Below are 12842 nucleotides of genomic sequence, written 5' to 3' on the forward strand. Positions count from 1 at the left end.
GTTGACTTTTCTTTATTATTTAAGATAAGATAACATATTGAACGGTTACTCTTATCCCGAGTTGGTGGAGGGACAGGCCCAATGAAACCCAGCAACCGTCACAACAATTGTACATGTGAAATGGTGCTAACCTGTGGCAAGGCAGAGCCCTTGAACGATAAGAGTGAAAGGCGCGATATGAAAACAATCACCTTTCCTCGACATCGAAGGAAAGGTTTTTTCGTTTATAGAAGCGGGGAAATGAGTGCCGTATCAATTTTTCAGCGATAAGAGGCGCAAGGACGGCGTCTCTCGAACATGAACAATAAAGAGGAGGAAACGAAAGAATGTCAGCCAAACGCCGTTTATTTACTTCTGAATCTGTTACAGAAGGCCACCCTGATAAAATTTGCGACCAAATTTCCGACGCGATTTTAGATGCGATTTTAGCGAAAGATCCAAACGCCCGCGTAGCATGCGAAACGAGCGTAACGACTGGTCTCGTATTAGTGAGTGGGGAAATCACGACATCAACGTACGTAGACATTCCGAAAATTGTCCGCGATACGATTCGTGAAATCGGTTATACTCGTGCGAAGTTCGGTTTTGACGCTGATACGTGCGCAGTTTTAACGTCAATTGATGAGCAATCTCCAGATATTGCTATGGGGGTTGATAAGGCGCTAGAAGCGCGCGAAGGTCAGATGACTGACGAAGAAATCGAAGCGATCGGCGCAGGCGACCAAGGATTAATGTTTGGTTTTGCTTGCAACGAAACGAAAGAGTTGATGCCGCTTCCGATTTCGTTGTCACATAAATTAGCTCGCCGTTTAGCGGAAGTTCGCAAAGAGGACATTCTCCCTTATTTGCGTCCAGACGGAAAAACGCAAGTGACAGTTGAGTACGATGAAAATGGAAAACCAGTGCGCATCGACACGATTGTTGTCTCTACACAACATCATCCGGAAATCACGCAAGAGCAAATCGTTCGCAATATTAAAGAACACGTTATTAAACCGGTCGTTCCAGCAGAATTGATCGACGAAAATACAAAATACTTTATCAACCCAACAGGCCGTTTCGTTATCGGCGGTCCTCAAGGGGATGCAGGATTAACAGGACGCAAAATCATCGTTGACACATACGGCGGCTACGCTCGTCATGGTGGCGGTGCGTTCTCTGGAAAAGACCCGACAAAGGTTGACCGCTCGGCAGCTTATGCGGCTCGCTATGTGGCGAAAAATATCGTTGCGGCTGGTCTTGCAGAGAAATGTGAAGTACAATTGGCTTATGCGATCGGTGTAGCGAAGCCTGTATCGATTTCGATCGACACATTCGGCACTGGAAAAGTGTCAGAAGATATTTTAATTGAAGTGGTGCGCAACAACTTCGACCTTCGCCCAGCCGGAATTATTAAAATGTTAGATTTACGCCGTCCAATTTACAAGCAAACGGCTGCTTACGGCCACTTTGGACGCACAGATATCGATCTTCCTTGGGAGCGCACAGACAAAGCGGAAGCGTTAAAAGAACAAGCTTCGGCGTTGGCGAAGTAATGAAGAATGGAAAAGAGAGTTGCATCTTTATGTAACTCTCTTTCTTTTTTGCGCCCTATTTATGGATTGGGTGAAACGAATGTTTTGCCGGCTTCGACTAATTTATTGTAACCAATGGTTAAAATAAATGTAACGTTTCAAATGGACAAATATATGATATAATTTTCGAGTTGAATATAATGAAGTAGGTGAAACGGCATGTGCGGTTTTATTGGTTGTATTCATGACCATCCAAATCCAATTGATGAACAGTGGAAGCAAACATTTGAAGAAATGAATGATATGATTACACATCGCGGTCCCGATGACGATGGATACTTTTTTGATGAGCACGTCAATTTTGGCTTCAGACGTCTCAGTATTATCGATTTAGAAGCTGGACACCAACCGCTATCGTATGAAAACGAGCGGTATTGGATTATTTTTAACGGTGAAATTTACAACTACATCGAGTTGCGCGATGAATTGTTGGAAAAAGGTTACGAATTTGCGACACATTCCGATACGGAAGTCATTATCGCCTTATACAGCGCTGAGAAAGAGAAAGCGGTTGAAAAGCTTCGCGGCATGTTTGCTTTTGTCATTTGGGACAAAGAGGAAAAAACGATTTTTGCGGCGCGCGATCCATTCGGCATTAAGCCATTTTTCTATATGGAACAAGACGGTCGCACGTTTTTTGCTTCCGAGAAAAAAAGCATTTTACATGCACTCGAAAATGAACTGCTGAATTATGAAGCGCTACAACATTATTTAACGTTCCAATATGTCCCTGAGCCGATGACGATGTCAGTGGGGATTCAAAAATTAGAGCCTGGTCATTACATTCAAAAGAAAATTGGCGAACCGCTGACGATCCATCGTTACTGGAAAGCAAATTTCCATCCGCTCGTTCAATCGGAAGACGAGCTTGTAAAACAAATTCGCGACGTGTTGTTTGATTCTGTGAAAGTGCATATGCGCAGCGATGTGCCGGTTGGATCATTTTTATCTGGAGGTATTGATTCATCACTGATCGCTTCTATTGCAAAACAATTCCATCCAGGCATTAAAACATTTTCTGTCGGCTTTGAGCGGGAAGGCTTTAGCGAGATTGACGTGGCGAAAGAAACGGCTGAAAAACTAGGTGTTGAAAATATTAGTTATGTCATTTCGCCGCAGGAATATATGGACGAGTTACCGAGAATTATGTGGCATATGGATGACCCGCTTGCGGATCCTGCCGCTGTGCCGCTTTATTTTGTGGCGCGGGAGGCGAGAAAGCATGTGACGGTCGTTCTTTCAGGCGAAGGGGCGGACGAGTTGTTTGGAGGCTATAATATTTATCGCGAGCCACAGTCGCTAGAAATCTTCGAACGAATGCCTGATGCGGCCAAATCTGCTTTGCGAGCGATTGCCCGTATTCTTCCGGATGGGGTGAAAGGAAAGAGCTTTATTGAACGCGGTTTAACACCAATGGAAGAACGATATATCGGCAATGCGAAGATGTATAGCGAAGAAGAAAAACGCTGCTTGCTGAAAGACTACCGCAGCGGGTTGGATTATACTGCGATTACGCATCCTCTTTATCAAGAGACAACTCATTATCCGCCAGTGAACCGCATGCAATATGTAGATATTCATACATGGCTGCGCGGCGATATTTTGTTAAAAGCGGATAAAATGACAATGGCGCATTCTTTAGAATTGCGTGTTCCGTTTTTGGATAAAGCCGTGTTTGAAGTGGCAGCAAAAATTGCTCCTGAATGGAAAACTGCCCATAACACGACGAAATATATTTTGCGGAAAGCAGCAGAAGGCATTGTTCCAGACCATGTGCTACACCGGAAAAAACTTGGCTTTCCTGTGCCAATTCGCCATTGGCTGAAAAACGAAATGTACGATTGGGCTAAAAATCTCATCAAGGAAAGCGGTACAGACCATTTATTCCATAAAGAGCAGCTATATCGCCTTCTTGATGAGCATTGCGCAGGCAAAGCTGATCACAGCCGGAAAATTTGGACGGTCCTTGCTTTTCTAATTTGGCATCAAGTATATGTTGAAAAAAAATATGACTTTTCCCATTTATACAAAAAAGACAAACAACCGTTATCAATCTAATTTGATTGATACGTAATTGCTTGTCTTCCCATTTGCGTCCAAGCGTCTAAAAAGTCGGCCTTGGGCGCTTTTTTATTTTTTTCGCTTGTAAGCGGATCGTTAAAATAAACGTAGTCATTGTCATACCCAGTGATGACAACTGAGTGCTCATAATATGTGATTTTGATTGGTCCGCTCGGTGTGTCCCAATCGCGGAATGCTGAATCCGGGAGTTTTTTGAATGTGCTGTTTGTAATAATCCAAATCGGTGAACCGTTTGAGAGATATTGCTGCAACTCGCTAAAATCGCTGCCTGTTAAATTAACGATTTTGTTCGGTAAATATTTTTTAGCCAGTTCTTCAATCGGTTCATTATACACGCCGAGCCCTGGCTTTGTAAGTGAATACATATCGCCAACAAACCCGTCGTGCGGATTTCCAAAATACACTTTTCCGTTTCGGCGCTGAAACGGTGTTGGATCTTTTCTAATCTGTTGCGCGAGCATAAGTTTATCAACTTTGACGCCTGCATCCTCTAACAGCATCGCCAAGCTTGTTACTTCACATCCTCGCGGTAATTCCGGAAGCTGAGAAATGATTGGAACATCAAGCAATACAAACGGTTTTATTTCTTCACCCACAAACTCGGAAACAACTCTGCGCAGCTTTGCTTCTTCTTTTATGAAATCCGAATGCTTCCATTTTTCGATAACTGTCTTAATTTCTTGATTTAACAGCAGCGGAATAACAAGAATGGCCATGCAAAAAGAAACAATGGCTACCTTCCACATCGATTTCATGAAATATACAATGATTCCCAGAAGGAGGGCGGCCAATAGAAATGATAAAATAGACGACATATTGTGCCCCCTTGCTTTTTGAGATCGTTCGTTATACTAAACATATAATTGTGTTTATATGATCAAAATACGTAAATAGAACTTTTTTATAAATAAAAACGAAGTTCATACAGCCAAAAAGAAAGAATAGCTTTGCACGGTTACCGCTTTTGCAGCGATTTATAGTATTGTCCTCTCTCGACATATTCGCGGCGAATGCGCTCCATTTCTTTTTCATCCTCTTCTGTCAGCTCACGCACGACTTTGGCTGGACGTCCAAAGGCAAGGGTGCGCGGCGGAATTTTTTTTCCTTGGGGAACAAGGCTGCCGGCGCCAATAAACGCCCCTTCACCAATTTCCGCACCATCTAAAACAATCGATCCCATGCCGATTAATGCTTTTTTACGGACAATGGCGCTATGCAAGATCACTTGATGTCCGACCGTTACATCGTCTTCGATAATGAGCGGATTGTTTGGACTTTGGTGCAAAATCGAGTTATCTTGAATATTGACGCGGTTGCCGATGATCGTTGGAGCGACGTCACCGCGGATGACGGTGTTAAACCAAATGCTCGTTTCTTCGCCGATGATGACATCGCCGGTAACAGTCACATAATCAGCAATAAACGCGGATTCGGCAATTTGCGGGTGTTTACCATTATAAGGATAGATCATTCGTTTCTTCCTTTCTTTTAAATCAAAGTATGTATTTACTATAAGTGTACAAACTTTTTTTATATTCGTAAATGTAAAAGGGGGACTTTTTATGTGGAAATGGGAAGCAGATGAGGCAAAAGGTGTTGTTGTCATCGTTCACGGCGCGGCGGAGCATCATGGCCGCTATAAATGGCTGACTGAAATGTTTCGTTTAAACGGTTTTCATGTGGTAATGGGGGATTTGCCGGGACAAGGAACGACGACAAGAAGAAAAAGAGGACACATTCATTCATTTGACGAATATATCAATGAAGTAGAAGATTGGATTCAAGCAGCGAAAGATTTTCATCTTCCTATCTTTTTGCTAGGCCATAGCATGGGCGGTCTTATTGTAATCAGAGCGCTGCAAGAAAAACGTCTTCCGATTAGCGGAGCCATCCTTTCCTCCCCATGTTTAGGATTAGTTACATATCCAGCGAAAGGACTCGATTTATTATCGAGAATTTTAAATTATGTGACTCCGTCCATGCTATTTGATTCGGGATTGTCAGTAGAAGTAGCGACTAGAAATGAAGAAGTGCGTGAGATGGATAAAAACGATTCACTTTATGTGACAAAAGTGTCTGTCCGCTGGTATCGTGAACTTATTAAGGCAATGCAACTTGCCCATCGAAATATCGCTAAGTTTTCGGACATTCCATTGTTGCTCATGCAAGGGGGAGACGATAAAATTGTGGATAAAGCGATTGTCAAACAATGGTTTGACAATTTACCGATATCGGAAAAGGTGTATAAAGAGTGGAATTTCTTATATCATGAAATCTTCAATGAACCTGAGAGAGAAGATGTATTTCTATATGCAAAGACGTTTTTAGAAACGCAGTTGCAGCTACAAAAATCATTGTAACGGTACTAGTTGGGGTGAGCTTGTTGAGTATTCCTACACATCCGATTTCTCTAATGAAAAAAGTGTATCGCAATGTATTTCCAATCGTGCACCGCGAGTTGGCGTATTGGAAACAAAAAGCGAGCGCTATTCCCGATCCGGAGTTGCGGAGGCAAGCGTTAGCCAGCATTGAAACGAAAACGTTTCATTGCGAGGGAGGAGCTATTTTGGCGCTGCTGGCAGAGGCGAATATCGACGCCTGCATCCGCTTTATTGTCGCCTACCAGACCATTAGCGATTATCTTGATAATTTATGTGACCGAAGCACGTCGCTCGACCCGCTTGACTTTCGGACGTTGCACGACTCAATGCCGGATGCTTTGCGGATCGATGCAATTCCCGTAAATTATTACCGCCATCGCAACGAACAAAATGATGGAGGATATCTTCATGAACTCGTTTATACGTGTCAAAATGTGTTGAAACAAGTGAAGCATTATGAAATTATTGCTCCGTTATTAGCGGAACTAGCGGGTTATTATTGCGACTTGCAAGTACATAAGCATGTGAAACAAGAGGAGCGAGTACCGCGCCTCGAACGATGGTTTGAACAACATAAACAAAATCTCCCGCCGATGGAATGGTACGAATTCTCGGCGTGTTCCGGTTCGACATTAGGCATTTTTTGTTTAGTCGCTTACGCGTTTACCGATTCATTTAATGAAGAAATGGCAAGGCGCGTACGCAACGGTTATTTTCCGTATATTCAAGGATTGCACATTTTGCTCGATTACTTTATTGATCAAGAAGAAGACCGGGTAGGCGGGGATTTAAACTTTTGCTTTTATTATCCAAACGATTCGGTTTTGTATGAGCGTTTTTGCCATTTTATTGAAGAGGCGGATCGCCATGTAGATGAGCTGCCGCACGGTGCATTTCATCGCCTCATTCATCGCGGGCTGTTAGGGCTATATTTATCGGATCGCAAGGTGACCGAACAGCGCCACATTCGCAGGCTGGCTAAACAATTGATCCGCTGCGGCGGTGCGGTTTCCCTCTTTTTTTACTGGAATAGCCGCATGTATCGAGCATGGCAAAAATGGGGGAAATAAGAAAGAGGCTGTTGCTAGCAGAACAGCCTTTTAACATATCTACCGAGAAGTCTCCCACCTCTAAGCGAAGTGTAGGTGGGGAAGGTTCATCGTTTTTCAATAGCAATAATAAAAGGTGGATGGTTTATTTGGTTGATAAATTCATATCGCAGTACGTGAGCTTGTTTTTGGTCTAGCGTTTGCACATATTCAAGCAATGCGTCCCGCTCGATCGCCCCTTCTGGATGTCCATGATAAACGACTAAGACGATGATGCCTTCAGGAGCTAGAATGTGCAATAGTTGTTCTATCGCTCGAATGGTGGATTCCGGTTTCGTGACGATTTGTTTGTCGCCCCCTGGCAAATAGCCGAGATTAAAGATGGCGCCAGTAATGCGTCCGTGATAGTGTGCCGAAATTTTCTCGATCAGCTTATCATGGCTCGCCTGAAATAATGTTACTTGTTCAAGCATTCCATGTTCTTGCAGGCGCTTGGCGGTATTTTCAATCGCTTCGGATTGTATGTCAAATCCAAAAACATGTCCTTTTTTTCCGACTCGTTCTGCTAAATAAAGGGTGTCATGTCCGTTGCCAACTGTTGCATCGACCGCGATGTCGCCTTCTTTAACAGCTAAATCGATGAGCGAGCGGGCAAATGGGAGAATGCGCATAAGCTTCATATTGCTTTCAACTCCTTTTTATAATATTTTCCTTGATAGCTGTCACGCCGTTTCAATTCTTTGTCGATGGCGTTTAATACTTCCCATTTGCTGACGCTCCACATCGGGCCGATCATTAAGTCAATCGGGCCATCTCCAGTGACGCGGTGGATGATCATTTCCGGAGGCAGCACTTCTAATTGATCGCAAACGAGGTGAATGTACTCATCGAACGATAAAAACTGAAGTAATCCTTTTTCGTATTGTTTTACCATCGGTGTTCCTTTTAACAAGTGCAATAAATGAATTTTAATGCCTTGTACGTCCAAGCGGGCGACCGTTTTCGCCGTTTCCATCATCATATCGTAGTTTTCAAGGGGCAACCCATTGATGATGTGGGTGCAAACACGAATGCCGTGCTTGCGGAGTTTATTCACTCCTTCGACGTAGCAGTCGAAATCATGAGCGCGATTAATAAGGAGTGCGGTACGTTCATGAACCGTTTGTAAGCCAAGCTCCACCCAGAGATATGTTCGTTCATTCAATTCCGCCAAATATTCGACGACATCATCCGGAAGGCAATCGGGGCGAGTGGCAATTGATAAGCCGACGACACCTTCAAGGTTTAAAACGGTTTCGTATTTTTCACGCAGCACATCGACCGGGGCATGCGTGTTTGTGAAGGCTTGAAAATACGCTAAATATTTTCCTTCTTTCCATTTGTTATGCATCTTTTCCTTAATCGTATGGAACTGCGTGACTAAATCATCGGCGCGATCGCCTGCAAAATCGCCGGATCCAGCCGCGCTGCAAAATGTACATCCTCCATATGCCACTGTGCCGTCGCGATTTGGACAATCGAAGCCGCCATCCAAAGAGATTTTAAACACCTTATGTCCAAACGTTTGCCGCAAATGGTAGTTCCACGTATGATAACGTTTCTGATCGTTGCTATATGGAAATGGGTTCATGGAAGTTCCCCCTTTGTTTGCGTTACATCATTTCAGCATTGTAGCACGATTTATCTAAAAAATCGACTGCTTCCAATCATTGACGTCATAAAGAAATCACAAATAATGCACATTAAAAGGGAAACGACTATTTTTGAGCTGGAGGGAACAAAAATGGCGACGCGGCAATCAGTCGAACAATTTTTGCAGCATTGCGAAGATGTTATTCGTTATGCGCAAGAGCAATATAATGAAGCGCAAAGACAAGAGCATTATAACGATACGGAATACACGAATGCTCAACAAAGGCTGGAGGAGGCCGTGAATGAATTGGCGCACTTGGCGTTAAGTTGTAACGCCCAACAACGTGAACAGCTTCACCGGATGCGTTTGCAGCTTGAGCAGCTGCAAAATGACATGATTTTGTTGGATCATTAAAGGAGGACGCTATGAAAAAGCGTTCGAAGCAAAACAATCCGGAACAAAAAACAAGAAATGGAATCAATAATAACGATATCGAGTTGGGAACGGATTTCGATCCGATCAAACAGTCAAAAAAAGCGTATGAGCAAACTGGCGGGCAGCCGCAAAAATCAAAGCAGCATATCGAGCAGTAGCGTTTCAAGGAGCTTCCTAATCGGATTTAGGGAAGCTCTTTTTTATATTAAGTGTTTTCACGATTTTGAACGTGTCAGTTGAGCTGTTATGATTGCAATTTTATATTTATATGTCCGGGAGACAGTACTTTTATTTTTCATATTGCGTCTCTTTTTGAAAATGATTACAATTTATTTTGGGACTCGAAATAATTTAAGGAGGAAAAATATATGCCCCGCGCTCTTTGGATGTTAATGATTGGAATGGCTGTTTACGTAACAGGGGCTTCTTTTTTATGGCCTTTAAATGCCATTTATGTTCATGACGAGTTACATAAACCGCTCTCGGTAGCAGGGATCGTGTTGATGTTAAATTCTGCTGCAACGATTGCCGGCAATTTATTAGGGGGCGTGCTATTTGATAAGTGGAGCGGCTTTCGTACGTTGATGATGGGTGCTGCGACGACGCTTGCAGCGATTGTTTCTCTCATTTTTTTTCACGGCTGGCCTCATTACCCAATTTTTCTTACTATTATTGGATTGGGAGCAGGAATTGTATTTCCTGTTATGAACGCCTATGCAGGTGCTGTTTGGCCGGAAGGGGGAAGAAAAGCGTTTAACGCGATATATGTGGCGCAAAACGTAGGGGTAGCGGCCGGTTCAGCGCTAGGGGGATGGATCGCATCGTATTCATTCGATTGGATTTTTGTGGCGAACTCTCTTATGTATGATTTATTTTTTATTTTAACATACCTACCGAGAAGTCTCCCACCTCTAAGCGAAGTGTAGGTGGGGGATGAATCGGCTGTTTTTCTTCCTAAAACAGAACGTATGTGCTATAATTACCTTAGACAAGTTGTAATGAAAGGAGGAATCACGATGCTCCGCGGTCAAAAAGTCGCCTTTCGTGCCTCCAAGAGGGATCTCGAACGGCTATGGACCTGCAACCGAGAGTCAGCTCGCGTTTGGAATGAGTGCCTCCGGCTCGCCAAAGACTATTTCCTTCAATACGGCCGCCGCATCTCAAAAAGCGAACTGCAAAAGCACACGAAAGGCCGCTTCCATCTCCACAGCCAGTCGATCCAAGCCGTTTGCCACCAATATCTCTTCGCGCGACAATCGGCACAAGCCGCTATTCAAAAAGGACTTCACCATGCTCGCTACCCATACAAACAAAAGAAATTTTTCAACACGAAATGGGCGAAAGATGGGTTCAAAGTGTACGAAAATGGAACCATTGCGTTATCGATGGGCATCCATGGTGGAAAAAGAGAAGAACCGATCCTCGTCCATGTCTCCCGCTTACCCAAAGGAACGATCAAGGAAATCGAATGTTGTTATAACCACGGTTGGTATTTGGCCATCACCTACGACGACGGTCGGGAAGCGAAAGCGTATCAACCGGGCCGTTCCGTCGGTGTCGATCTCGGTGAAATCCATACGATCGGCGCCTTTTGCGAAAACGGTCAAGCGCTCTTGATTACAGGGAGAAAGGTGCGCTCGCTTCATCGGTTGCGAAACAAGAAATTGGCTGACATTCAACGACGGCAATCCAAATGCCAAAAAGGCTCCCGAAGATGGAAGAAGTATGAACGAGCCAAACGATATCTCCTATCCAAATCCGAACGCCAGCTGCGGGATGCGCTTCATAAAACGACCAAGCAATTCGTCGATTGGTGCCTCGCTCAATCTGTTTCCGACGTATACATCGGAAATGTCGAAGGAGTCGAGCGACACACGAGAAAGAAAAAGAAAGTGCACCGGAAGCAGGCGCAAAAACTCTCCAACTGGTCATTCGGAAAAGTGAAGCAATATTTGGCTTACAAACTAGCCCAACAAGGCATTCGTCTGAAAGAAATTGATGAATCGTATACAAGTCAGACATGTCCTGTCTGCCAAAAGAGAAGAAAAAGTTCCACCCGAATCTTTGCCTGTTCTTGCGGGTATCAAGAACATCGGGACATTCATGGCGCCCGCAACATTTTGAGCAAGGCGATCCATCAACAGATCGTTCTGTGGGATATGCGAACGACGCTCACGTATCTACGGATTGCCTAAGCAAGAAGTAGTAGACGGGTCGGACCGCCCCATCGGTGACAGGCCGATGTTGCTTACTGAATCGGTCGAGAAGGCTTCCGGTATTCCTATCGAGCCGGAGAAGACCGCCTTCTTCTGCGTTGAAGCTTCTTCGATCGAGTGGTAAGAAACTCCCACCTCTAAATGAAATGTAGGTGGGAGAGGTTCATTTTTATGGCAAGCGAGCTCATTTTGGCACTTTGTTGCCGCGATGGTTGTGCTGACAATTGCTGAAATGCTTGTTTGGCCGGCCATTCCGGCTGTAGCTAGCCAATTGGCTCCCCAAGGAAGAGAAGGTTTCTACCAAGGGGTTGTGAACAGCACGGCAACGGCCGGTCGAATGGTTGGCCCCGTTCTAGGCGGATTTGTTGTTGATGCCGCTGGTATGAAACGTTTGCTCGCTTTGCTGCTTGTATTCCTTCTTATTTCCGTTTTTACGACTTCCATTTACGATCGGAAGTTAAGCGGTGAACGAAAAGCAAAAAAGAAAGCGGTAGGGATGATGTAAAAAGCACTCGGAATCAATCCGAGTGCTTTTTATTGACAATCATCGTATAGTTCGATATATATCTAATTAGATGATTATCAAATTTTTTGGGGGGAGCACCTATGCAATTAAACCGATTAGTCAGCTTTTTTAAAACGATAGGTGATCCGACGCGCCTACGCATCATTAAGCTGTTAGCGGAAGGACCGCTGCACGGGCAAGCAATTGCCGGCAAGCTCGGCTTGACGCCGCCGACGATTACGCATCATTTGCACAAGCTGCGCGAAGTGAACGCGGTGTACGAGCGCCGCGACGGTAATACGATTTATTTTTACTTAAACGAATCGGTTATAAAGCACTATGCATCAGCTTTAATGGATTTATCTAAACAAGACGAGGTGAAAAAGGAGATAAAGGATCTTATGGCTGAACGGCAAAAGGTGATTGACAATTTCTTTGCGAATGACGGGCGGCTGAAACATATTCCGGCGCAGCGGAAAAAGAAGCTAATTGTGCTTGAGCACATTTTAAAAGGGCTGCAAAAAGGAAAAAAATACGGAGAAAAAGAGTTGAACGAGTATATCAAAAAATTTTATGATGATTACGCTACGATTCGACGAGAATTTATTATTAACAACTATATGTATCGTGAAAACGGAATTTACGAGCTGAATCCGGAAGAAATGTGGGCAAAGATTGAATAAGGGAGAGCGAGATAGCAATTGAAAAAGTTCCTCATATAATGAAAAACAGCATGCAGTGTAATGAATTATTTGGATGACACTTGCAACGAAGCAATAAATTTCTTAAAATAATGATTATAATAAAATATTGCCAAATAACGGTGAAAAGGAATAGTAATGAACAAAACGGAATGCAGAGAGTTGACGGTCGGTGCGAGTCAACCGATGTTTGTTCATGAACTCGCCTTTGAGTTGCGGATGTGAACAGCTTTATGCCGAGTAATGTCCGCCGTGAATCTGCGTTA

General features: G+C 43.9%; 13 protein-coding genes, 1 pseudogene, 1 riboswitch and 1 other annotated feature (1 of these 16 cut by a window edge). Of the genes and pseudogenes, 10 read left to right on the forward strand and 4 right to left on the reverse strand.

The window, feature by feature from the left end; all coding sequences use genetic code 11:
* The first annotated feature begins 48 nt into the window (after positions 1 to 48).
* Positions 49 to 164: riboswitch (SAM riboswitch) on the forward strand.
* 162 nt (positions 165 to 326) lie between these two features.
* Positions 327 to 1535, forward strand: a complete 1209-nt coding sequence (metK, locus tag N667_RS0110755; protein ID WP_027409576.1) for a methionine adenosyltransferase — start codon at positions 327 to 329, stop codon at positions 1533 to 1535.
* A 198-nt stretch (positions 1536 to 1733) separates the two neighbouring features.
* Entirely contained in the window at positions 1734 to 3632 is a 1899-nt protein-coding gene (gene asnB / locus N667_RS0110760) for an asparagine synthase (glutamine-hydrolyzing) (RefSeq protein ID WP_027409577.1), read from the forward strand.
* Here asnB and N667_RS0110765 read toward each other — a convergent pair.
* Both N667_RS0110765 and N667_RS0110770 read right to left on the reverse strand, forming a co-directional pair.
* Positions 3629 to 4471, reverse strand: a complete 843-nt coding sequence (locus tag N667_RS0110765; protein WP_027409578.1) for a C39 family peptidase — start codon at positions 4469 to 4471, stop codon at positions 3629 to 3631. The two genes, asnB and N667_RS0110765, sit on opposite strands and share 4 nt — an antisense overlap.
* Positions 4472 to 4611: 140 nt before the next feature.
* Positions 4612 to 5127, reverse strand: coding sequence for a gamma carbonic anhydrase family protein (locus N667_RS0110770; protein ID WP_027409579.1), 516 nt, complete (start codon positions 5125 to 5127; stop codon positions 4612 to 4614).
* A gap of 91 nt (positions 5128 to 5218) precedes the next feature.
* Here N667_RS0110770 and N667_RS0110775 point away from each other — a divergent pair, with 91 nt between their 5' ends.
* Together N667_RS0110775 and N667_RS0110780 are read left to right on the forward strand one after the other, a co-directional pair.
* Positions 5219 to 6016: an alpha/beta hydrolase gene (locus tag N667_RS0110775; RefSeq protein ID WP_027409580.1), complete on the forward strand. Its 798-nt coding sequence runs from the start codon at positions 5219 to 5221 to the stop codon at positions 6014 to 6016.
* Between the two features lie 23 nt (positions 6017 to 6039).
* Positions 6040 to 7107 carry a tetraprenyl-beta-curcumene synthase family protein gene (locus N667_RS0110780; RefSeq protein ID WP_027409581.1) on the forward strand — a complete coding sequence of 356 codons (1068 nt, stop codon included), beginning with the start codon at positions 6040 to 6042 and terminating at the stop codon, positions 7105 to 7107.
* An 86-nt stretch (positions 7108 to 7193) separates the two neighbouring features.
* Here N667_RS0110780 and N667_RS0110785 read toward each other — a convergent pair whose 3' ends face one another.
* Both N667_RS0110785 and N667_RS0110790 read right to left on the reverse strand, forming a co-directional pair.
* A complete protein-coding gene (locus N667_RS0110785) occupies positions 7194 to 7766 on the reverse strand; it encodes a class I SAM-dependent methyltransferase (protein ID WP_027409582.1) in 573 nt (190 codons plus the stop codon).
* On the reverse strand, positions 7763 to 8716 hold the full coding sequence (locus tag N667_RS0110790) for a TIGR01212 family radical SAM protein (RefSeq protein WP_027409583.1): 954 nt from the start codon (positions 8714 to 8716) through the stop codon (positions 7763 to 7765). Before N667_RS0110790 ends, N667_RS0110785 begins: the two co-directional genes overlap by 4 nt.
* Before the next feature lie 153 nt (positions 8717 to 8869).
* On the opposite strand from N667_RS0110790, the gene N667_RS0110795 reads away from it, so the two are divergent.
* From N667_RS0110795 to N667_RS0110820, 6 genes and pseudogenes are all read left to right on the forward strand, one after another.
* Positions 8870 to 9133 carry a YtzC family protein gene (locus N667_RS0110795; RefSeq protein WP_027409584.1) on the forward strand — a complete coding sequence of 88 codons (264 nt, stop codon included), beginning with the start codon at positions 8870 to 8872 and terminating at the stop codon, positions 9131 to 9133.
* Between the two features lie 11 nt (positions 9134 to 9144).
* Positions 9145 to 9312, forward strand: a complete 168-nt coding sequence (locus N667_RS0110800) for a hypothetical protein (RefSeq protein ID WP_027409585.1) — start codon at positions 9145 to 9147, stop codon at positions 9310 to 9312.
* A 210-nt stretch (positions 9313 to 9522) separates the two neighbouring features.
* Positions 9523 to 10068, forward strand: a pseudogene (locus N667_RS18600) (MFS transporter); the annotation flags it as partial.
* A 102-nt stretch (positions 10069 to 10170) separates the two neighbouring features.
* On the forward strand, positions 10171 to 11349 hold the full coding sequence (locus tag N667_RS0110810; RefSeq protein WP_027409586.1) for an RNA-guided endonuclease InsQ/TnpB family protein: 1179 nt from the start codon (positions 10171 to 10173) through the stop codon (positions 11347 to 11349).
* 229 nt (positions 11350 to 11578) lie between these two features.
* A complete protein-coding gene (locus N667_RS0110815) occupies positions 11579 to 11875 on the forward strand; it encodes an MFS transporter (RefSeq protein ID WP_027409587.1) in 297 nt (98 codons plus the stop codon).
* 101 nt (positions 11876 to 11976) lie between these two features.
* Positions 11977 to 12558, forward strand: coding sequence for a metalloregulator ArsR/SmtB family transcription factor (locus N667_RS0110820; protein WP_027409588.1), 582 nt, complete (start codon positions 11977 to 11979; stop codon positions 12556 to 12558).
* Between the two features lie 131 nt (positions 12559 to 12689).
* Positions 12690 to 12842 (forward strand) — a binding site (T-box leader) (it continues 75 nt past the right edge of the window).

It is taken from the genome of Anoxybacillus tepidamans PS2, from assembly GCF_000620165.1.
GTDB lineage: Bacteria > Bacillota > Bacilli > Bacillales > Anoxybacillaceae > Anoxybacteroides > Anoxybacteroides tepidamans_A.

Coding starts and splice junctions, on each gene's coding strand:
- N667_RS0110765 (WP_027409578.1), bottom strand. CDS start 4,471: ATGTCGTCTATTTTATCATTTCTATTGGCCGCCCTCCTTCTGGGAATC.
- metK (WP_027409576.1), top strand. CDS start 327: ATGTCAGCCAAACGCCGTTTATTTACTTCTGAATCTGTTACAGAAGGC.
- N667_RS0110775 (WP_027409580.1), top strand. CDS start 5,219: ATGTGGAAATGGGAAGCAGATGAGGCAAAAGGTGTTGTTGTCATCGTT.
- N667_RS0110810 (WP_027409586.1), top strand. CDS start 10,171: ATGCTCCGCGGTCAAAAAGTCGCCTTTCGTGCCTCCAAGAGGGATCTC.
- asnB (WP_027409577.1), top strand. CDS start 1,734: ATGTGCGGTTTTATTGGTTGTATTCATGACCATCCAAATCCAATTGAT.
- N667_RS0110795 (WP_027409584.1), top strand. CDS start 8,870: ATGGCGACGCGGCAATCAGTCGAACAATTTTTGCAGCATTGCGAAGAT.
- N667_RS0110790 (WP_027409583.1), bottom strand. CDS start 8,716: ATGAACCCATTTCCATATAGCAACGATCAGAAACGTTATCATACGTGG.
- N667_RS0110815 (WP_027409587.1), top strand. CDS start 11,579: ATGGTTGTGCTGACAATTGCTGAAATGCTTGTTTGGCCGGCCATTCCG.
- N667_RS0110770 (WP_027409579.1), bottom strand. CDS start 5,127: ATGATCTATCCTTATAATGGTAAACACCCGCAAATTGCCGAATCCGCG.
- N667_RS0110785 (WP_027409582.1), bottom strand. CDS start 7,766: ATGAAGCTTATGCGCATTCTCCCATTTGCCCGCTCGCTCATCGATTTA.
- N667_RS0110820 (WP_027409588.1), top strand. CDS start 11,977: ATGCAATTAAACCGATTAGTCAGCTTTTTTAAAACGATAGGTGATCCG.
- N667_RS0110800 (WP_027409585.1), top strand. CDS start 9,145: ATGAAAAAGCGTTCGAAGCAAAACAATCCGGAACAAAAAACAAGAAAT.